The sequence below is a fragment of the Bartonella sp. W8151 genome (assembly GCF_016100385.1).
GTDB classification, from domain to species: domain Bacteria; phylum Pseudomonadota; class Alphaproteobacteria; order Rhizobiales; family Rhizobiaceae; genus Bartonella; species Bartonella apis.
The window spans coordinates 158,822-180,863 of record NZ_JACFSO010000003.1 but is presented as its reverse complement, the minus strand read 5'-3'; the positions used below and the strand labels follow the sequence as shown (position 1 = coordinate 180,863).

16 protein-coding genes are annotated in these 22,042 nt (G+C 44.7%); 6 read left to right on the top strand and 10 right to left on the bottom strand.

Features of this window, described 5'->3' with window-relative positions; all coding sequences use genetic code 11:
• Positions 1-58: 58 nt before the first annotated feature.
• From H3V14_RS06235 to galU, 4 genes are all read right to left on the bottom strand, one after another.
• Positions 59-1,138 (bottom strand): NAD(P)-dependent alcohol dehydrogenase, encoded by a 1,080-nt coding sequence (locus H3V14_RS06235; protein ID WP_198227362.1) that lies wholly within the window; start codon positions 1,136-1,138, stop codon positions 59-61.
• A gap of 247 nt (positions 1,139-1,385) precedes the next feature.
• Positions 1,386-2,819 carry an aldehyde dehydrogenase gene (gene aldA, locus H3V14_RS06230; RefSeq protein ID WP_198213457.1) on the bottom strand — a complete coding sequence of 478 codons (1,434 nt, stop codon included), beginning with the start codon at positions 2,817-2,819 and terminating at the stop codon, positions 1,386-1,388.
• A 258-nt stretch (positions 2,820-3,077) separates the two neighbouring features.
• Positions 3,078-4,070, bottom strand: a complete 993-nt coding sequence (locus H3V14_RS06225) for an SIS domain-containing protein (protein WP_198227832.1) — start codon at positions 4,068-4,070, stop codon at positions 3,078-3,080.
• Between the two features lie 48 nt (positions 4,071-4,118).
• Positions 4,119-5,000 (bottom strand): UTP--glucose-1-phosphate uridylyltransferase GalU, encoded by an 882-nt coding sequence (galU, locus tag H3V14_RS06220; protein ID WP_198227360.1) that lies wholly within the window; start codon positions 4,998-5,000, stop codon positions 4,119-4,121.
• Positions 5,001-5,403: 403 nt separating this feature from the next.
• Between galU and H3V14_RS06215 the strand changes: the two genes are divergently transcribed.
• Positions 5,404-6,558: a lytic murein transglycosylase gene (locus H3V14_RS06215; RefSeq protein WP_371809455.1), complete on the top strand. Its 1,155-nt coding sequence runs from the start codon at positions 5,404-5,406 to the stop codon at positions 6,556-6,558.
• 16 nt (positions 6,559-6,574) lie between these two features.
• Positions 6,575-7,639 carry an SGNH family hydrolase gene (locus tag H3V14_RS06210; RefSeq protein WP_198227356.1) on the top strand — a complete coding sequence of 355 codons (1,065 nt, stop codon included), beginning with the start codon at positions 6,575-6,577 and terminating at the stop codon, positions 7,637-7,639.
• Positions 7,640-7,957: 318 nt separating this feature from the next.
• Here H3V14_RS06210 and H3V14_RS06205 read toward each other — a convergent pair whose 3' ends face one another.
• The 4 genes from H3V14_RS06205 to H3V14_RS06190 all read right to left on the bottom strand — a co-directional run bounded on the left by H3V14_RS06205 (position 7,958) and on the right by H3V14_RS06190 (position 13,396).
• Entirely contained in the window at positions 7,958-8,380 is a 423-nt protein-coding gene (locus tag H3V14_RS06205; RefSeq protein WP_198213465.1) for a metallopeptidase family protein, read from the bottom strand.
• A gap of 110 nt (positions 8,381-8,490) precedes the next feature.
• Complete coding sequence (leuD, locus tag H3V14_RS06200; protein ID WP_075870250.1) at positions 8,491-9,096, bottom strand: 3-isopropylmalate dehydratase small subunit; 606 nt, start codon at positions 9,094-9,096, stop codon at positions 8,491-8,493.
• A 299-nt stretch (positions 9,097-9,395) separates the two neighbouring features.
• Positions 9,396-11,420 (bottom strand): M3 family metallopeptidase, encoded by a 2,025-nt coding sequence (locus H3V14_RS06195; protein ID WP_075916137.1) that lies wholly within the window; start codon positions 11,418-11,420, stop codon positions 9,396-9,398.
• Positions 11,421-11,800: 380 nt separating this feature from the next.
• Positions 11,801-13,396: an ABC transporter substrate-binding protein gene (locus H3V14_RS06190; RefSeq protein ID WP_369522678.1), complete on the bottom strand. Its 1,596-nt coding sequence runs from the start codon at positions 13,394-13,396 to the stop codon at positions 11,801-11,803.
• Between the two features lie 668 nt (positions 13,397-14,064).
• Between H3V14_RS06190 and mgtE the strand changes: the two genes are divergently transcribed.
• The 4 genes from mgtE (at position 14,065) to H3V14_RS06170 (ending at position 20,110) form a co-directional block, all read left to right on the top strand.
• On the top strand, positions 14,065-15,444 hold the full coding sequence (mgtE, locus tag H3V14_RS06185) for a magnesium transporter (RefSeq protein ID WP_198227354.1): 1,380 nt from the start codon (positions 14,065-14,067) through the stop codon (positions 15,442-15,444).
• 431 nt (positions 15,445-15,875) lie between these two features.
• Positions 15,876-17,705: a translational GTPase TypA gene (typA, locus tag H3V14_RS06180; RefSeq protein WP_075870445.1), complete on the top strand. Its 1,830-nt coding sequence runs from the start codon at positions 15,876-15,878 to the stop codon at positions 17,703-17,705.
• A 68-nt stretch (positions 17,706-17,773) separates the two neighbouring features.
• The gene (gene ppa / locus H3V14_RS06175) at positions 17,774-18,301 is read left to right on the top strand and encodes an inorganic diphosphatase (RefSeq protein ID WP_075870254.1); all 528 of its coding nucleotides are present in this window, start codon (positions 17,774-17,776) and stop codon (positions 18,299-18,301) included.
• A gap of 525 nt (positions 18,302-18,826) precedes the next feature.
• On the top strand, positions 18,827-20,110 hold the full coding sequence (locus tag H3V14_RS06170; protein WP_198227352.1) for an MFS transporter: 1,284 nt from the start codon (positions 18,827-18,829) through the stop codon (positions 20,108-20,110).
• A gap of 95 nt (positions 20,111-20,205) precedes the next feature.
• Here the strand turns inward: H3V14_RS06170 and H3V14_RS06165 are convergent, their stop codons facing one another.
• Positions 20,206-20,499: a YggT family protein gene (locus H3V14_RS06165; RefSeq protein ID WP_075870256.1), complete on the bottom strand. Its 294-nt coding sequence runs from the start codon at positions 20,497-20,499 to the stop codon at positions 20,206-20,208.
• A 182-nt stretch (positions 20,500-20,681) separates the two neighbouring features.
• Complete coding sequence (locus H3V14_RS06160) at positions 20,682-22,019, bottom strand: MFS transporter (RefSeq protein WP_198227350.1); 1,338 nt, start codon at positions 22,017-22,019, stop codon at positions 20,682-20,684.
• Positions 22,020-22,042 lie beyond the last annotated feature (23 nt).

The window sequence follows — 22,042 nt, the reverse complement described above, 5'->3', positions numbered from 1 at the left end:
TATGCATTGAAAAAGCGGGCTTTTCAGCCCGCTTTTTTATAACTTATCCTGAAATTATTCAGGCTCCTGTTTTGATAGCGATTTTCATGACCCCGTCGCGCTGATGGGCAAACAGATCATAAGCCTTTTCGATGTCATCCAGTTTATAAGTATGTGTAACGAGCGAACGTAAATCAACGCTGCCATTTTCAACAACATTCATTAAACGGCGCATACGTTCTTTACCGCCGGGGCAAAGACCACTCACAATGTCAATATCTCCGAGACCTGCGCGATAACCTGCCAGTGGTATTTTCAGGTCATTGGAATAAACGCCCAAACTGGACAATGTACCGCCGGGGCGAAGAACATTCAGACAAGACTCGAACGTCGGTTGTGTCCCCAAAGCTTCAATGGCAACGTCAACGCCACGCCCATCCGTCAGGCGCATGATTTCTTCAACGGCATTGCAGGCTTTGAAATCGACAACATGGGTGGCACCGAGCTTTTTAGCCATTTCCATACGTGCCGGAACTGTATCAACACCGATAATTGTTGTCGCACCGCATAATTTTGCACCGGCAACAGCACACAAGCCGATCGGCCCCAATGCCCAGACAACAACGATGTCACCGATTTTAACTCCGCCACGTTCGGCACCGGAAAAACCGGTCGACATAATGTCGGGACACATCAATACCTGTTCATCGGTAAGATTGTCGGGAATGGCGCACAAATTTGCTGCCGCATCATTGACACGTAAAAATTCGGCTTGCGCACCGTCAATCGTATTGCCGAATTTCCAGCCGCCCATAGCCTCGAAACCATGTTTCGTATGCGGGCCATCTTGCGAACCACAACCACACATACATGCATTCGAAACACCGCTTGGCGTAATGGCACCGGCAATAACACGTTGTCCCTCACGAAAACCTTTGACTTCCGAACCAAGCTTTTCAATAATTCCGACCGGTTCATGACCAATCGTCAGGCCTTTTTCGACCGGATATTCGCCTTTCAAAATGTGGATATCGGTTCCACAAATCGTCGTTGTTGTAATACGGATCAAAGCATCCAACGGACCAATATCGGGAACGGGTTTATCTTCCAGAACAATCCGGTTTTTTTCTACAAATATTGCAGCTTTCATTTTTGCCATAATGCACCACCTTTCAGCTTTTATCCTAGAAACTTTCAGTATAGTTGACTATACCGGAAACAAATAAAAAGTGAAATAGCGTTTTTTGTAATATTTATTTATACTATTAAAAGATAATCAAAATTTAAAACGTAAGAAATTACCATAAAATATATCAAAAATATATTTTATCTATTTCAAATTATCCAGAAAGCACCTTGGTCGGGTGCTCTCTGAAAAGCTCAGCTATTATGCTCTAAATTGCAAATCAATTCTGGATATAGACAACATGGGTATGGGTGTATTCGAGAATTCCATGTTTTCCATCAGCGCCACCAATACCCGATTTTTTAACACCGGCGTGGAAACCCTGCATAGCCTCGAAATTCTCACGGTTGATGTAGGTTTCTCCAAACCGCAATTCGTTCGAGGCGCGCATAGCCGTCGAAAGGTCTCTGGTGTAAATGGATGATGTCAGGCCATAGATCGTGTCATTGGCCATTTCTATCGCTTCGTCCATTGTATTAAATGGAATAACGGGAAGAACCGGTCCGAACACTTCGTTCTGGACAATTTCCATTTTCTGTTTGCAATGGGCAAGCAATGTCGGCTGATAGAAATTACCATGTTTCATATCGGCGGGCTGACCGCCAACAAGACATTCGGCACCTTCTTTAAGCGCCCGCTCGACAAAACCGGAAACCGAAGACAAAGCCGACTTATTAATCAACGGACCCATATCGGCATTGGCCATTTTTTCCGGATCTCCATAACGGACAGCCTTCATGGCCTTGCTCATTCGTTCAAGAAAGTCTGCCTCGATGGATTTATCCACATAAACCCGCTCTGCACAATTACAAACCTGACCGGTATTGATAACGCGTGAAGCAAGAATTGCCCGCACTGCAAGATCAAGATCGGCATCTTTGGCAACAATTGCCGGTGCTTTACCGCCAAGTTCCAGATTGACTTTGGTGATATTCTTTGCTGCAGCAGCCATAATACGAACGCCGGTATCGACAGAACCGGTAAAGCTTAGCAGTCCGACATCCGGATTTTCACAAATATTCTGGCCTGTGGTCGAGCCACGCCCGAAAACCATATTGAATACACCCTTCGGCAAATCCGTATTGGCAACGATCTTGGCGAAAATTGAAGCATTAAGCGGAGTTTCGACGCTTGGCTTGATGACAATCGTATTGCCGACAAGAAGTGCCGGTGCCATTTTCCGGGCAATCAGGAAGAAAGGAAAATTCCACGGCAGAATACCGCCAACAACACCGATCGCCTGTCTCATCAACAAAATCGTTTCACCGGGGCGATCGGAAGGGATAATTTCCCCTTCAATGCGACGAGCCCAACCGGCCATATAATCCATATAGTCGGCGGTAAAATTCGCTTCTACCTTGGCAAGTGCCTGAGTTTTGCCTTGTTCCCTGACCAGAATATTTGCGACCTCGTCCGCATGTTCGCGCACTTTCTGGGCAATCTGCTTTAAAAATTTTGCACGTTCTATCGCCGGTAATTTCTCCCATGCCGGTTGTGCTTTTTTAGCCGCTGCAACAGCCCTGTCAACTTCCCCCTTCGGTGTATCATAGATTTCACCAATGACTTCATCGGTAGAAGGATTGGTAACAGGAATCGTCTTGCAGCCTTTGCAATCAACGAGTTTCCCGTCAATAAAATTAAGTTCTGGTGTCATAAAAATCCTCCACGTATTTCAAACGTCTATATCCATGTTAAGCAATAACATGGATAATGAAGGATAATCTCAAACTGCAAATTATGCAATTTTCCAAAATAAATGTTTTCAATTAGGCTAATTAAAAATCATGCATCAACAAAAACATTTTTTATTAAAATAAATTTACAAATAAAAATAAAAGTTTTTCATCGTATAACAGTGAATTAACTAAACATTTAGCCGACGAATTAACTTTAAAAAATCCAGTAATATTTTTTAAATCGCACCAATTCTTAAGAGATCATGAAAATGGACTAGGCCAACCGGTTTTTTATTTTCGACAACAAGCAATGCACCGATTTTATGATCATTAATTAAAGCCGTGGCAGCGCCGACCATCATATCGGGAGTGACTGTTTTGGGGTCTTTTGTCATAACATCGTTGACTGTCAGTTTCGAAAGATCACGATTGATGTTGCGGGCGAGGTCGCCATCTGTGACGATACCCTCAAGATAACCATCCTTATCAACAACTGCGACGCAGCCGAAATGTTTTTCGGTGAGCACTTGCATGGCATCTTTCATCGGCGTGCCGCTTTTGACAATCGGGATACGGTCGCCGCGGTGCATGATGTCACGAATGAATTTGAGATTTGCTCCGAGTGAACCGCCTGGATGAAAAATTTTGAAGTCACTTGCTGTAAATCCGCGCATTTCAAGAAGTGCGACGGCCAATGCATCCCCCATTGCAAGCTGCATCGTGGTCGATGTTGTGGGAGCAAGTCCATGCGGGCAGGCTTCTTCAACTTTCGGCAAAAGCAACAATATATCGGCGGCTTGCCCCAAAGCCGATTGTGCACCTGATGTCAAAGCAATGAGAGGAATACGAAAACGGGCAGCATGGTTCAATATTCCACCAAGCTCGACCGTTTCACCCGACCAGGAAATGGCAAGAATAACATCCCCCACTTCGATCATTCCCAAATCACCGTGGTTTGCTTCCGCTGCGTGGACAAAAAATGCCGGCGTTCCGGTCGAAGCAAGAGTTGCCGCGATTTTTGTACCAATATGCCCACTTTTTCCGAGGCCCGTTACGATAACACGTCCTTTGGATTGAAGAATTTTATGAACAGCCTCCGCAAACGGCTTGGCAAGACCATCGTTGAGCGCCTTTTTGATAGCCTCAAGTCCGGCCATTTCGACAGAAATTGTGTGATTTGCAGATAAAACTGCGTCATTAGCGGAAAAATGAACGTCTTTATGGGTCATCATGACCCGATTTGATAAAGCAAATCGGGTCAGACGTCTACTGGAGTTTTAATTTTTTACTTTCGCAAGAAGTGCTGTCAAAGGTGTAAAAACCTTTTCCCGCATATCAGAACGCGAAAGTGCAAAGGCGACATTCGCCTCGATAAATCCGGTCTTGGAACCGCAATCATATGTTGCCCCTTCAAAGCGGTATCCATAAAAGCTCTGACGTTCCGCGAGTGTGCGCATGCCATCCGTCAACTGGATTTCGTTTCCGGCACCTTTTTCTTGCCGTGCCAGAATGTCGAAGATTTCCGGCTGCAAAATATAACGACCATTGATATAAAGGTTGGAAGGAGCGGTGCCCTTTGCCGGTTTTTCCACCATTTGGGTTATTTCAAACCCATGGGCAACATTTTTGCCTTTGCCGACGATACCATATTTATGGGCTTCTTCCGGATCACATTCCTGAACAGCAATGATATTGCCACCGGTAGCCTCATAGAGACGCACCATTTCCGACAGACATCCTTTTTCAGCCTGCATGACCATATCCGGCAACAAAAGCGCAAATGGTTCATCGCCGACGAGTTCTCTTGCACACCAAACTGCATGCCCTAGTCCCAAAGGTTGTTGCTGGCGTGTGAACGAGGTTGTACCGGGCTGTGGCTGGATATCCTTCAGATGAGCCAGTTCCTCTTTCTTGCCACGTTCGGCAAGAGTTGTGTAAAGCTCCACTTGTGCATCGAAATAATCTTCGATAACCGCTTTGTTACGACCGGTGACGAAAATAAGGTGCTCAATGCCGGCTTCCCTTGCTTCATCCACCACATATTGGATGACCGGCTTGTCGACGACAGTGAGCATTTCCTTCGGAACCGACTTTGTTGCTGGTAAAAAACGTGTTCCAAGCCCCGCCACGGGGAAGACCGCTTTACGAATTTTTTTCAAACTGCTCTCCCGATATAATCGAATTCATATTTGACTTGGTCGCATTCTATAACGTTAAAGATGATAAATTCATGGCTCTTGTCATCATCTTTTTTCGCAAGATGCAATCTTAAGTGATGACTTTATAAAAGCCAAAGGCTAAATAAATTATCAATGAGGCTGTGAAAACGCCATTTTTCCTATTTTATTTTTTTCATAAAAAAGTACCATAAAGCATTCATCAAATTATCAAAATCGGATTATTATGATGGAAGAATGCGTTTTTTGCAGAAAGCTGACGTTTTAGATGCGCGGAGCACATAAGACCATGAACGGCAATAATATCGAAGGAAAATCCGGAAAACCGATAACCAGACGCTCGGCAGTTTTCGGCGGGGTCTGTTTCTTCAGTCTGGTTTATTCTATGCCTGCTTTGGCACTGAATTCCGACATTGCCTTCCGCCGCTGGATCGCCGATTTCAAAAAGACTGCATTGAATGCCGGTATTACACCGGCAACTTTCAATCTGGCCTTCAAAGGAGTTGATTCTCCCGATCCCGAGGTTTTGAAAAAAGCTGCATATCAGCCGGAGTTTACCGATCCCACCTGGAATTATTTTGACAACCGTGTGCAGGATAATGCGATTGCACTCGGCCGCGCGCATGGCAAAAAATGGGCAAAATGGCTAAGCGCAATCGAAAAACGTTTTGGCGTCGATCGTAATATTCTTTTGGCAATATGGTCGATTGAATCCGATTTCGGAGAGGCTATGGATCGCGATACGGCGATGCGCGATGCCATTCGTTCGCTCGCTACTCTCGGGTTTGGAGATAAACGAAGAGCAAAATATGCACAAACACAGTTGATCGCCGCATTAAAAATTCTACAATCCGGCGATATTGACAGGGCTCACTTGCAGGGTTCCTGGGCCGGTGCATTGGGGCATACGCAATTCATTCCAACAAGTTACCTTATCTATGCTGTGGATATGGATGGTGACGGCAAACGCGATATTTGGACATCGGTACCTGATGCTCTGGCAACTGCAGCCAACCTTTTGAAGAAAAATGGATGGCAGGAAGGCCGCGGCTGGGGCTATGAAGTCATTCTACCTGAAAACGGCAAATTCCCGCCCGGTTCGCTTACACTTTCCGAATGGGCAAAAATGGGGGTCAAACGTGCCGATGGCAAACCGTTTGCAAATCCTTCGGATAAAGCAACCTTGAAACTTCCTGATGGGCGCAAGGGGCCAATATTTCTGGTCACAAAGAATTTCTTCGTTATCAAACGTTATAACAGTGCCGATCGTTACGCATTGGCTGTAGGTCTTCTGTCCGACCGTATTGCAGGTCGTCCGGGACTGGTCAAAGATTGGAACCGTCCATTTTCGCCGCTCAGCATTCAGGAACGGCAGGAATTGCAAACGAGATTGACGAAAATGGGTTATTACCATGGCAACATCGACGGCAAAAATGGAGAAATAACCAAGAAAGCTATTCAGGCTTTTCAAAGCCGTAACGGTTTGCCAACTGATGGTAACCCGAGCCGTGAATTATTGACAATTCTGCGTAGTCGTTAAATCCGGAAAACTATTGATGAAAAAAATACTACGGTTCGTCGTACTGCTTTTGCCAATTGGTATGTTGGCATTTGCGCCTCAGAGTGCCGACGCGCGTAATCTTTTCGACATTATTTTCGGACGCAAACAACAGGCGCAACCGGCCTATCCCCCGCCCCCGCCACCGGTGAAGAAAAAACGCGTTGTCAAGTCGCCAGTGCCTCAGAAAACCAATCAGAAAGCGCCGAATGCAAAACGCGTTCTCGTATTGGGTGACTTTGTAGGAAATGCCGTTGCCGACGGATTGAACCAGCTTTACGCAGAAAACCCGAATATCGTTATACTAACCTCGACAAACTTGTCTTCAGGTTTAGTGAATGACAATCATTATAATTGGCTCGATAATATCGCCAAGCTCGTTGCCAAGGACAAACCCGACATTATTGTTATGACACTGGGCGCCAATGATAATCAAACGATAAAATCCGGTGACAAGACGATCAATGCCGGAGACAAAGAATGGAGTGACAATTATCGCCAACGAATTGTTGCACTCTCTTCAGCGCTCAAACAAACAGGAAAACCGTTTTTGTGGCTGGGCAACCCTTCGTTCAAAGACCCGCAACTCAGTCAGACCATTTCTTTACTCAACAGGCTTTACAAACAACAAATGGAAGCTGCCGGCGGCCATTTTGTTGATGTCTGGGAAGGATTTGTCGATGATCAGGGAAAGTTTGCACTTTCCGGTTATGACGTAAATGGGCAAACTGTGCGGCTTCGGGCCAATGACGGTATTAACTTTACCAGTGCCGGCAAAAAGAAGCTCGCCTTCTATCTTGAAAAACCGTTGGAAAATATCATTAATTTGAATAGCAACGATGCCTCTGACAAGGTCAAGGTTGATCCGAACGGTCCTGTCATTTCTATCTTGCCGCGAGATGTTGATCGCGTTGCGCCTATAGGATTTTATGATATGGCAGGGCAAAACAACGGGTTGTTGGGAGACACAGAAACACCAAAGCCCGAAAAAGCGGAAGACCATTGGGTGCCTAAAAATGGCAAAGAGCCCGGGCGTGCGGATAACTTTTCTTCTCTCCAGTAAAATCGGTCATTAAAATCAACTGAAAAGCGATCGGCAACTGCTGGAATATAATTCACGCATAGAGAATAATTGTTAAAAACAATTGCCGATCGAAGGTGCATGACATCTAAATTCCAGAGCAGCACTTGAACCCGATTTTCAAGTTGTTTGTTAAAAACTTTCAGTAAATTCTTTCCAACTTATCACATCGAATTGGCACACAAACAGCCAGTAGAGCCGGATATGTTCGTTGGTAAAGGGATCGAATAAAATAAAAGTTGTGTCCGGTTATAATGGGAGCTTAAAAATTACCGAAAAACAGAAAGTCCGCTTTTTCTTTTATACGACAGCTTCTTCGATTTCATCCAATGTATCGTCGGATAAGCCGAAATTGCGTCCGATTTCCTGAATAAGAACATGGGTGATGATATCACCAAGCGCTTCATCATTTTCTGTCCAATAATCAAGGATTGGCCGTCTGAACAATGTAATCCTGTTGGTCTCGTTACCGGTATTCAGAGAAAAGCGTTCGCTAAGGCCTTGTCCTTCAAACAGCCCCAAAAGTTCAAAGGGGGATTCCAGTCCCATATCGTCCATCATCTGGTCATCAGGAAAATCTGTGACCGAAATAACAAGATTGTCGCAGAGAACGCGAAATCTCGATGGCAAATTTGCAAACGCGTTGCGGGCAATTGAATCAATTTCATTCAGACTTGGAGACAAGCGGGTAGCCCAGTTATGACTATGATCCGTTCTAGCCATATAAATTACATGCTCCGTTTCACTCATAAAAACACACCAGATCGCCAGTGTGTGAAAGCAGCAATTTTCTATTGCTGCAAATTAATTTCGATATCTAAGACCTGATTTATTCAAGCCCATGGATGCGCTTTTGCGTTCCTCTTCTCGAAAGAATCGATTTCGGATACTTTGCGCATGGTGAGCCCGATATCGTCGAGACCATTCAACAGGCAATGACGACGAAATTCGTCAACATCAAATTTCAAAGTGCCACCATCAGGACCATGAATTTCCTTTTTTTCAAGGTCGATTGTCATCGTTGCATTGGCACCACGTTCTGCATCTTCCATCAGTTTTTGTAAATCTTCGGGGCTGACGATGATCGGCAAAATTCCGTTTTTAAAACAGTTATTATAAAAAATATCGGCAAATGAGGTCGATATAACGCACCTTATGCCGAAATCGGCTAACGCCCATGGTGCATGTTCCCGCGAGGAACCGCAACCGAAATTATCGCCCGCAACAATGATTTTTGCATGACGATAGGCAGGCTTGTTCAAAACAAAATCAGGATTTTCCGAACCGTCATCGCGATAGCGCATATCTGCGAAAAGCCCTTTTCCAAGGCCGGTACGCTTGATTGTTTTCAAATAATTTTTCGGAATGATCATATCGGTGTCGATATTAACCACCGGCATTGGCGCTGCAACGCCCGTCAGTGTTGTGAACTTTTCCATTTTTCAAAATCCGAATTTTAGAGTTTTTCCAATGTCTCTTACTACTGCACGATTAAGCTGTCAAAAGCGAAGGAATTCAAGTTTTTCTTAATCCATGTCTCCAAGATAAAGCTTGGAAATTGCCTCTAACCACCTAATTTTTCAGTTCGCATTTCAAGTCTCTTGGCTTTTCCGATTATTCCAATCGAATGTTCCGGTTTTTAATTTTTATACGCGGTTTTTGGATAATACAAAAAACCGAATGAGAGGATTTTTTCCTTCATCCGATTGGATAAAATCAAGCCAAACAATATTTCCAATCAAATTCCGCGTTTTCTCATCAACGCATCAGGGCTCGGCAAGCGGCCGCGAAATGCCTTGTAGAGTTCTTCGGGATCACGGCTTCCGCCGGCTGAATAAATATATTTTTTCAGTTTTTCCGCCGTTTGCGGGTCAAAGGCATTGCCGGTTTCTTCAAAGGCCTCGAAGGCATCTGAATCAAGAACTTCCGCCCACATATAGGAGTAATAGCCTGCCGAATAACCGTCACCGGTAAAAACATGGGTGAAATGCGGCGGACGGTGACGCATTATAATTGCTTTTGGCATACCCAATTTTTTCAACTCATTTTTCTCGAATTCGGTCGGGTCATCAACCTTTCCGCCAGCATGGAAAGCCATATCAACAAGTGCGGAGGCAGTAAATTCGACAGCATCGAAACCGCCATTGAAAGTGCGCGCAGCGAGAACCTTGTCAAGCAGCTCCTGTGGCATAGGCTCGCCGGTTTTGACGTTTCTGGCATAAGTTTTCAATGTTTCAGGAACAGTGACCCAATGTTCGAACAATTGCGAAGGCAGTTCGACAAAATCTCTGGCAACCGAAGTTCCCGAAACCGATGGCCATTTAACTTCCGATAACAAACCATGGAGGGCATGTCCAAATTCGTGAAACAAGGTTCGCGCATCGTCCAATGACAAAAGTGCCGGTTTTCCCTTGGGCGGTTTGGCAAAGTTACAAATATTGTAGATGATCGGTTTACGCCCTTTTCCCAGATGATGTTCGGTTTGCAATTCACTCATCCATGCGCCAGAACGTTTGCTCGGGCGCGCAAAATAATCACCAATGAAAAGCCCGCGTAAGCTTCCGTCAGGATTTTTTACTTCGAAAAGTCTGGCATCCTGATGCCACAGTGGTACTCCATGTTTTTCTTCGAAAGTTACACCAAAAAGCTTCTTTGCCGTGGCGAATGCGGCTTCAATCATTTTATTCAGTTCGAAATAGACTTTGACCGAAGCTTCGTCGAAGGAGAACAATTTGGTGCGCAGTTTCTCGGCATAATATCGCCAATCCCAAGCAGCCAACTCGTCATTGCTCCCCGTTTGCGCTGCCAGTTTTTGTAGCTCTTCTGCTTCTTTCTCAGCCTTTGCAACAGCCCGCTTCCAGACCGGCATTAAAAGTTTCATCACATTATCGGGCGTTTTAGCCATTGTGTTGTCAAGTTTGAAATCGGCAAAGGATTTGAAGCCGAGAAGCTTTGCCTTTTCATCACGCAATGCCACAATCTCGCTGATAATCTTCCGATTATCATTCTTATTGCCATTTTCGCCGCGCTTTGCCCATGCTTCAAAAGCAATCTGACGCAAATCCCGACGGTCGGAAAAAGTAAGAAACGGTTCCACAACAGAACGAGCAAGTGTCAATGCATAGGAATCCGTTTTTCCCCTTTCGTTTGCCGTCTCCTTCATCGTCGCAATAAGGTCATCGGGAAGGCCTGCCAGATCCTTTTTTTCTAGATAAAGAACCCACTCGGCTTCATCATTCAACACATGTTGACCGAACTGCGCGCCAAGCAAGGCCAATCTCTCGTTTATCTCTGCCAGCCTTTTTTTGTCCTTTTCATCAAGAAGCGCACCGTTACGAACAAAACCTTTCCAAGTAAGCTCGATCACACGCGTGGTTTCGGCATCGAATGCGTTTTTCTTCGCTTCATCATGAAGAGCATTGATTTTTGCAAAAAGTCGCGGATCCATCATCAATTTTGAAGAATAACGAGATAACTTCGGTACGAAATCCTGTTCCAATTGCTGAATGAGATCATTGCTATAGGCACCCGAACGGAGAAAGAAAACAGAACATACATGGTCAAGAGGCTGACCTGCCAGTTCGAACGACTGTAAAAAACCGTCGATCGTGGCAGGTTCCGGAGAGGCAGCAATTTGTTCGATTTCGGCTTCGGCATCTTTTAATGCTTCTTCGAAAGCCGGCTTGAAATCTTCATCGCGGATCTTTGAAAAATCGGGCAAACCTTCAAAGCCGGACCACTCCAGCAACGCCGTTTTTGACATATTTTTTCTCCAATAATTTTGCTGCAATTCATTTGCAATTGGTCAATACGTTATTCATGTAATGATTAAAACTATGAATGCCAGCATTCCGGGAACACTTTTAGACAATTACGAAAACGATTTTAAACAGGTAATCGATTTCATTAAACTGATATTGTTACGTCTCCCGATTATCCAACATAGACTCTCTCACAACATTTTATCACAAATAGTGCCTTAAAAATTCGACAGGCACATTGTAGGATTTTAAAAAATCTTTTTGTAGATGCTGTATTTTTAAAAGTTAAAATTAGCAAATAACAAAGGGCAAACCCAAATTACAGTCCATTTTAATGAATTTTCAGCTACCATTAAAGGTTAAGGTAAAAGTCGCCTGCTCTTCAATCTTTATACATATTTGAAAATCTTATCATGCCATCGGGATAAGGATGGAATCCATGGAGTTTTTTGGTGTAGGCATAGATATAATCGGGATGCCCCAGATAGATGATCGGCATATCTTCCTGAAGCACAGATGCAGCATAATGATAAAGATCGGCTCTTTCTGCCGGATCAAGTGTTTCACGGGCAGCCGACAATTTTTTATCAAGGTCGGGATTGCAATATTTACCGATATTGTCACCCCCTTCACATGTTACGAACCAATAGACATTTCCATCCGGATCAATTCGTCCGCTCCATTTTTGTGCCGAAACTTCGAAATTGCCTTGGCTATTATCGGCAGCAAGTTTGGTTTCCTCTTTAGGATGAAGGCTTACATTGAAACCGGCTTCATCTGCCATCACCTTTATAGCCTGCATCGCTTGAACAACTGTCGGTTCATTGCTGTGGGAAATCTGAACGTTGATTTTCTGATTTGCAAAACCGGCTTGTTGAATGAGCTCGCGCGCTTTTTCAAGATTGCGCGGAGGAACTGGATAGCCCGAATTGAACCAGATTGTATCAGGTGCCCATGGCTGGTTGCCAACAACCATCGCACCACCATAAACATTATCGCGAATAGAAGCGCGATCAATGGCAAGAGAAAATGCTTGCCGCAGCAATTTTTGTTGTCCAAGTGGCGTTGCTGCCCTGCTTCCGTTCGCTATATTGATCGTTAATGCAATATAGGCTTCACTTGCCATTCTTTCAGTTTGGAGGCGGGATACTGTTTTTGCTTTGTCAAAATCACCCGAAGAAAGTCGATCGGTCATATCGACAATTCCGGCACGCAAATTCGAAAAACGCACGGATGGATCTTCAATCGACAAAAAAGTCACCCGATCAAGTTTGATTTCTTGGCTATTCCAATAACGATCGAATTTTTCAAGAACAATCCGGTCGTGAGGAACATGCTCTACAAAACGAAAAGGTCCGGCACAAACAGGTTTGAGACCGAAGTCACTTCCCATTTCGCGGGCTGCCTTGGGAGAAACCATCACCCCTGCCCGATCGGCCAGATGTGATAAAAGTGCGGCATCAGGATATTTCAATTTAATTGTCACTTCAAACGGTCCTGTCGCTTCAATTCCGGAAACCGAGGACAACTCGTTTTCGCGAACAGAATGCGAAAAACTCATGGCACGTTTTAAGGAATAAATTGCCGCATCGGCATTAAACGGCGTGCCATCGTGAAAGATGACATCTTTTCGTAAGTGCAACTTCAAAGTCTTTCCATCGTCGGAAAAACTCCAACTTTGAGCAAGTTCGGGAACAAAATCCGCTTCTCTCGAAATATCGATAAGTTTGTCGCACATAGCAGTATAAACAAGCCGCCCTGAAAAAGTTTTGGCTAAAGCAGGATCAAGATTGTCCGGATCATCCTGCAGAGCAATTTTTAATTCCGAGGCAATTGCCCGTGCACAGAGTAATGCCGGCGCACAGAGTAAAAAAATGCCGCATCCGGATAGAAGGCACGCTAATAAATATCTTGTTGCTGTTTTGAGCAATAAGACCGATTTTCCGGTCAATCGAGAAAAATCGTTCAAGCGTTTCACATCAATCTCTATTCGTGGTTATGCTCTGCCTCACACCCTGAAGGTGGCAAATGAAGCAATTCATTCTATTCACCGATTGTTCCTCATCAACAATAGCGTTTTTGTCACCAATTGCCATAGCAGAAATTATTATCAAAAAGATACAAAGGTAAATAGTCGTCTTCATTGTTACATCTTATTTTGAATTTAAAAATTCAATAAAACAATTTAACTAATTTTCAAAAAATATCTTCGATGAAAAATATTTCATTTTTTCAATATAAATTATTCAATGATAATAAATTTATATATAATAATATATCTATTTATAATTATCATTAAATATATTATTCAACGGATAGGCTGTTGTACTCAGGAATCGCGCCGCTACAAAACAAGTTCATTCAATCCGTTCGGCTCTATAAGCCTTTTAAAAAGCAATTCTTTAAATGAAACATGCCGCATGAAAAGCAATCGATCGGACTTGAAATTTCCACTGTTTTTTGGCTTTTCAGGAATAAAAGTGACTGATAGCCAAACAGTGCTTGACTTTCGGTCAAAACATAACAATTGAAACATCTGCGTAGGGAAATGCTCCCCCCACATGATCTGTCGGGATGTCAAACCTGCACGACAGGTTACCCCACAGGTTGAATGTCCGTAACGAACTGTCCTTAAGGAGCTCCATCATGACTGAAAACCAGACTTCAGCATTTGATGTCAAAACGCTGTCTGCTGAGGCGCTTGCCGAGCGCTTGAGCCGTCTGCATTTTGCCGACGCTGTCGATGTCATCAACGATCTCGACATTGTCGAACGAGTGAACGTGTTCAAATTTTTGCCAATCGAATATGCTATCGAGCTGTTCGACAAGCCGGAGCTTGACGAGCCGGGACAAATTCTTGAAATGCTGCCTACAGATCGTTCTGTCATCATTCTTGACGGAATGTCCGCCGACCAGGCTGTAGATGTATTTCAGGAAATGGATGAGACTACGCGTGCCAAACTTTATCCTCTCCTGAAGCCACTAACCCGTGCGGAAATGAAAAAGCTGTCAAGTTATCCTGATGGCACCGCCGGCGCTTTGATGACAACAGAATTTATTGCTGTTCCTTCCACCTGGACGGTTCGTCAAACACTTGACCATATTCGTGATGTCGAACGTACGCGCGAGACAGTTTATGCAAGTTATGTCATTAATCCCGAAACCAGTGTTCTTATCAAAGCAGTTTCACTCAGAAATCTTATCCTCGCCAATCCTGACGATACGATTCTTGATGCAGCAACGAATGGCGAACCGATCAAGATTGGTCCTTTGACCGATCAGGAAGAGGTCGCGCGCCTGTTCCGGCGTCACGATCTGCTCTCGGTTCCGGTTGTTGACGAAACAGACCACGTGATCGGCATCGTGACAGTCGATGACGTGCTTGATGCGATGACCGAAGAAATGAGTGAAGATGCTTATAAATTCGGTGGTATGGAAGCACTCGACAAGCCTTACATGGATATCGGTTTTATCGATATGATGAAGAAACGTGGCGGTTGGCTTGCCGTTCTGTTTCTGGGCGAAATGTTGACTGCCAGTGCCATGCAACATTTTGAAGTCGAACTTGAAAAGGCAATTGTTCTTACCCTCTTTATTCCGCTTATCATGAGTTCGGGTGGTAATTCCGGTTCACAGGCAACATCACTTATCATTCGTGCACTTGCATTGAGAGAACTTGAACTCAAAGATTGGTGGAAAGTTGCTTTAAGAGAAATACCGGCAGGCGTGTCTTTGGGCGCCATGCTCGGATTGATCGGAGTTATACGTATTATCGTTTGGCAAAAAACCGGAATATACGATTATGGCGAGCATTGGGTGCTGGTGGCCATAACCGTGGGATCCGCCCTTATCGGCATTGTTATGTTCGGATGTCTCACGGGCTCGATGCTTCCATTCCTCCTGAACCGTCTGGGATTTGACCCGGCAAGTGCTTCGGCACCTTTTGTCGCAACACTGGTCGATGTGACCGGTATTGTTATCTATTTTTCTGTCGCTGCACTTATTTTGAGCGGCACACTTTTGTGAGTCCCTGTTTAAGGCCGCTGTTCTTTTCAAGATTGAACAGCGGCCATGACTCTACAAAGGTACAATCGGGATTTACAAGCAAATTTCGCGCGTGCCGACATAGATTTTTGTGGCAATTTAAAACTATGGCAAAATAGAATAGTTGCAGCGCGCTTCTCGATTTTGTCTATGAATTACGTGAATTTTTTAACAATTATTTTGCTTGAGAGAAGGCCTTTGACAGCGAGATATTGATTAGGCAATCGACTATTCTCATATAATCGGAAGAATGCCTTCGAAGGTTCAAAGTTATGATAATGCGTTTATCTTAGCTAAAAAAGGTTTCCCCCTCTTCCAAAAACCGTAAAAAACTTGTAAGAGGCATGCAACACCATGCGGCAGCTTTTTGTTGCCGTATTTTCGAAATTTCAGTGAACGAAAAGAAGATTTACATGCAATTGCGCAATATTGCAATCATTGCCCACGTTGACCACGGTAAAACAACCCTTGTGGACGGGCTATTAAAGCAATCAGGAAATTTCCGCCAAAACCAACGCACTGGCGAGCGTATGATGGATTCCAACGATATTGAAAAAGAACGTGGAATTACCATTCTTGCCAAAGTTACTTCTGTCGTATGGAAAGATACGCGTATCAATATCGTTGATACCCCTGGTCACGCCGATTTCGGTGGCGAAGTGGAACGTATCCTTAATATGGTGGATGGTGCCATTGTTCTGGTAGATGCTGCTGAAGGCCCGATGCCGCAAACAAAATTTGTTGTTGGCAAAGCCTTGAAGGTTGGCCTGCGTCCGATTGTTGCCATTAACAAGATCGACCGCCCCGACGCACGTCCTGAAGAAGTTATCAATGAAGTTTTTGATCTGTTTGCCGCCCTTGACGCAACAGATGAACAACTCGATTTCCCGATCCTTTATGGTTCCGGTCGCGATGGCTGGATGGCCGAAAGCCCCGATGGCCCGAAAGATCAGGGGTTGGCACCGTTGTTCGATATGGTCGTGCGCCACGTACCGGCTCCGACTGTTGCTCCGGGCCCCTTCACGATGATCGGTACTATTCTGGAAGCCGATCCATTTTTGGGACGTATCATCACAGGCAGAATTCACTCCGGTAAAATCAAACCGAACCAGGCTGTAAAAGTTCTCGACCAGCAGGGTAATCTTGTTGAAACCGGCAGAATTTCAAAAATTCTTGCCTTTCGCGGGCTTGAGCGTCAACCTATCGAAGAAGGTGACGCAGGCGATATCGTTGCAATTGCCGGTCTGCAAAAAGGTACCGTTGCCGACACATTCTGTGACCCGTCAGTAACCGAGCCTTTGAAGGCGCAGCCGATTGATCCGCCGACAGTAACAATGAGTTTCCTTGTTAACGACAGTCCGCTTGCCGGCACAGAAGGTGACAAAGTTACAAGTCGTGTTATTCGTGACCGTTTGCTCAAAGAGGCCGAAGGTAACGTTGCATTGAAAATCGAGGAATCGAAAGACAAGGATTCCTTCTATGTTTCAGGCCGTGGCGAATTGCAGCTTGCTGTTTTGATTGAAAATATGCGCCGTGAGGGCTTCGAACTTTCGGTTTCGCGTCCGCGCGTTGTCATGCATACCGACGAGAATGGCAACAAGCTTGAACCGGTCGAAGAAGTTGTCATTGACGTTGATGAGGAATATTCCGGCATTGTCGTCCAGAAAATGTCGGAACGTAAAGGCGAGATGATCGAGCTTAAGCCTTCAGGTGGAAATCGTGTCCGCATGGTCTTTTACGCACCTACACGAGGCCTTATCGGCTACCAATCGGAATTATTGACCGATACGCGTGGTACTGCTGTCATGAACCGCCTGTTCCACGACTATGAACCTTATAAGGGTGATATCGCCGGACGTACCAATGGTGTCATGATTTCCAATGATAATGGTGAATCGGTAGCCTATGCCCTGTTCAATCTCGAGGACCGCGGTCCGATGATTATTGATGCAGGTGTCAAGGTCTATCAAGGAATGATTATTGGCATCCATTCACGTGATAATGATTTGGACGTAAACGTCTTGAAGGGTAAAAAACTCACCAATGTTCGTGCTGCCGGAAAGGATGAGGCTGTGAAACTCACTCCTCCTATCAAAATGACATTGGAACGTGCGTTGTCGTGGATTCAGGATGACGAACTCGTCGAGGTTACGCCAAAGAACATTCGTCTGCGCAAGCTTTACCTCGATCCGATTGATCGTAAAAGAAACGGAAAGCCACGTCCGTCGGACAGTGCTGCCTGATTTTTGTCCATTCAAGCCGGATGCCGTAACGGTGTCCGGCTCTTCTTATTTCTGGAAAGGATGTCTCTATGAATATCGATTTGATCCCCATCGGCAAAAATCCGCCGGAAGATGTTAATGTTATCATCGAAGTGCCGGTCGGCGGGCAACCAATCAAATACGAAATGGATAAAAAGTCCGGTGCGCTGTTTGTTGATCGCTTCCTCTATACCCCGATGACCTATCCGGGCAATTATGGCTTCGTTCCGCACACATTGTCCGAAGATGGCGATCCGATTGATGTTCTCGTTCTCAACACTCGTCCGCTTGTTCCAGGCTGCGTTATCAATTGCCGCCCGATTGGTGCTTTGATCATGGAAGATGATGGCGGCAAAGATGAAAAAATCATTGCTGTTCCGACACCGAAAATGACACAACGTTATATTGACGTGCATGATTATGCCGATATGCCGGAAATAACCTTGAAACAGGTTGAACATTTTTTCCAGCATTATAAAGATCTCGAACCCGGCAAATGGGTGAAGATCGGCGGTTGGGAAGACGAAGATTTTGCCCGCGAACTTATCAACAAGGCTATCAAGCGCGCAAAAAAATAGTCATGAGAAATAATTGATAGTTATCTATCAATCTGCATTAAACCCATTTCATAACAACGCCCGTCAAACTTTGGCGGGCGTTGTTTTTTAATCAATTGTATAAACAATTTTCTCGGGCGCCTCTTATGTGTTTACTCGACCATCGCAATGACTGGCTGGCTTATTTGCCATCGCCAGTTTTTATTTGAATTGTTATTTACTTTGCGTGGTAGCGCCACTTTCGATTGAACGAAATTCAGGTCTGTCCTGATAAGAGAAAATGCCGTCAAAAACATGGTGTTGACAAGCTGTTGATTTGCGATTTCGCGTGAGTTTCCTATAAGCTTCCGATGATAATTACTCGAAATTACAGAAAAAATAATATTATTTGCTTATGAAGACGAGACCTCATCAAAATGTCATCGCGCATCAAAAAACTTTTTCGATGTCTGTGCGCAACCGGTCTTTTTGATTAAAAGGTTGAAAATAGTTGGTGTAAAACGTGCCCCAATTCCGATAAAAATAGTGCAACGGGATTTTTGACGTATGGATGCAGCAATAAAAGCCCCTGAAAAAAAACACCATATCACCAAGGGTGATGTTGCCGCCGTTGCTATCGGTAATGCCGTCGAATTTTACGATTTTATCGTCTACACAACATTTGCAGTCATGATCGGAAAAACCTTTTTCCCGTCTGACAACGCCTTTTCCAGCCTCATTTTGTCGGTTTCAACATTCGGCATAGGTTTTATAGCCCGTCCGTTAGGTGCGATCCTTATCGGTACATATGCCGACAAAGCCGGGCGTAAACCTGCAATGATCCTCACAATGTTGTTGATGGCAGTCGGTACTTCAGGGCTTATTCTCCTCCCCGGTTATGAGAAAATCGGAATTGCCGCGCCGATATTGCTGGTCGTTGCGAGATTGGCGCAAGGGCTTGCTTGGGGTGGAGAAGCAGGACCGGCGACAACATTCATCATGGAAGCCGCTCCACAAGGAAAACGCGCTTTTTATGCAAGCTGGCAGATTGTGGCACAGGGGGGGGCAGCAATAACCGCCGGTTTGATCGGCTATATTCTTAGTTTTTGTCTCAATCCCCAGCAACAGACCGATTGGGGGTGGCGGATCGCATTTGGTCTTGGACTTTGCATTTTACCGATTGCAATTTTGATGCGTCGTCATCTCGGCGAAACATTAAAGCTTGAAGACAAATCCGAAGATCACTCTACAAAGGGTTTATTGAAAGAGATATTCGAGCATCACAGCGCTTTGATTTTTATCGGGATATTTGTACTTTCAGGCAGTACCGTTACGCAATATTTTTTAAATTACACAACGACTTACGCCCTGACCGAGCTCCATTACGGCGAGAATTTTGCGATGCTTGCCACTTTTGTCGTCGGATTGGGTGTTGTGATTTTTGCGCTGATCGGCGGTTATTGTGCAGACCGGTTCGGACGGCGGATAACAATCGTTGTTCCACGCATCATATTGCTTGTTATCCTGTGGCCCGGACTTTATCTCGTCAACCAATTTAACAATATTTGGGTGTTCTTCGGCGTTATTACAATTTTTACGGCCTTGCAGAACATTAGCGGCGCCGGAATTGTCATATTCTTATGCGAATGTTTCCCTAAAAGATTGCGGGCTACCGGATTTTCCATCTCTTATGCTTTGGGAATTTCCCTCTTCGGCGGAACAGCCCAAATCATTGTTACGTGGATTTTGGAGCTCACAGGAAATCCAGCTTCGCCCGCCTTCTACCTCATCTTCACCAATATTTTGTGTTTAGGGGCAGTATTTTTAAGCCGGAACAAAAAGGTCCACTAAGGGCAATAAAAACCGTCACAGAAATGAAGGATGCCGACCGCGTTCCTTACTATTTTCTTTGACTATTTTTTTAAATCGGAATGCGTCGTCCGGATTTAAAAAAAGACGCCAAAATAGGCGCGCCACATAAAAATACGGATAAAATAGATAATCAGAAATACGACAATCGGCGAAATATCGATTGATCCGAGGTTTGGCAGAATACGCCGGATCGGCGCGAGCACCGGTTCGGTCGCCCGATAAAGAAAATTGCCAATTGCAGCAATGAGTGGATTGCGCGGATTTACAATGTTGAACGCATAAAGCCAGGAAAATACAGCCCCTGCAATGAGAATGAAAATATAGACACTAAAAACAAGATCTATTACAGATAGCAAAGCGAAAATCATTCTCTATTCCTTCGAAAGTCGACTAACAGCGAAATTGCCATTCAAATGTTTGATGGGCAAGGCTTTTTTAACAAGCGCTTAAAACTTATCATGAAAAATCACAAGCACAGCAAAAGTTTGTGAATACAATGCATATTCCGATCGGGGCACATTCTGGTCAGGGCATATTCCGATCGCGGCAATCACAAATCCTTTGTTTCGAGCTCCTCTATCCCTATCGGCATTTGTTTCTTTTCTCCGAAAAAAATGAGGTAAAGCCCGACAAGGCTTGCAAGAAGAGAAATGATGATCAGATACCACATATGAAACATAGGAAAAACCGGTTGCATCAAATTGATTGCCCATGGCGTCAAGCCACCGAAAACGGCATAGGCAATATTATAAGAAAAAGACAATCCCGAAAACCTGACTGTGGCCGGAAAACTGCGAACAATCACATAAGCAACCGAACCGACATAACCGGCAAAAAAACCGAGAAAGGCTGAAAGCACGAAAAACACGCCCGTTGAATATCCTGCACAGTGATAAAAAACGTAAGAGACGACCGCAAAAACAATTCCCGAAAAGGTAAAAAACTTGCCACTGCCAAAACGGTCACAAAGAAATCCTGCAACCGGCGTTCCAAGAATAAGGAAAAAACTGGTAATCGAATTGGCAGCAAGAGTGACGTCACCTGAATAATAATAAGGCGCAGCTTTCATATAGTTCGGCGTGAGCAAGGTACTGATCATAATCGTTGCGGATAAGGTCCATGTCAAAAGAACAGCAACGACAACACTTCCCAGATATTTCGTCAAAACCACTTTCAAAGGGATTTCTTTGGATAGAGCTTTTTTCCTTTTCAATTCTTTGAAAATTGGCGTTTCCTCCAGAAACCGCCGGAGCCAGACAGCAATCAGCCCGAAAATCCCGCCAATGATGAAGGCAACCCGCCAGCCCCAAAAATCGGTAACATTTTCAGGCCACGGCAAAACATTGTTATGAACAATGTGATTGATTGCAAACGCGATAAAAGAACCGATCAGAATGCCAAGAGATAAACCGGAGGTAAGAACGCCTGTAGACAGCCCGACATGACGCTCGGGAACATGTTCGGCTACGAATGTCCACGCACCGGGAACTTCGCCGCCGACGGCTAACCCCTGCATCATCCGGCAGGCCAAAAGAATAAGCGGAGAAAGAATACCAAAATGGTTATAGGTCGGTACAAAAGCCATACCCAAGGTTGCAAGCGACATCAAAAGGACCGAAAAAGTAAAAATACGCTTGCGTCCGAGTTTATCACCAAGATGCGCCATGACGACTCCCCCTATAGGGCGCATCAGATAACCGGCGGCAAATATGCCATAGGTCCACGTTGTGGCAAGCCAAGGCGACATTTCCGACGGGAGAACCGTATGGGAAATTTCGGCTGTAAAGAACACAAATATAATGAAGTCATAGAACTCGAGTGCTCCCCCCAGAGAGGCAAGTCCCAAAGTGCGTATGTCATCACCATTCAAATTACGTGCAGACTTCATCTTTTTCCTGTTTTGCGGGCTTT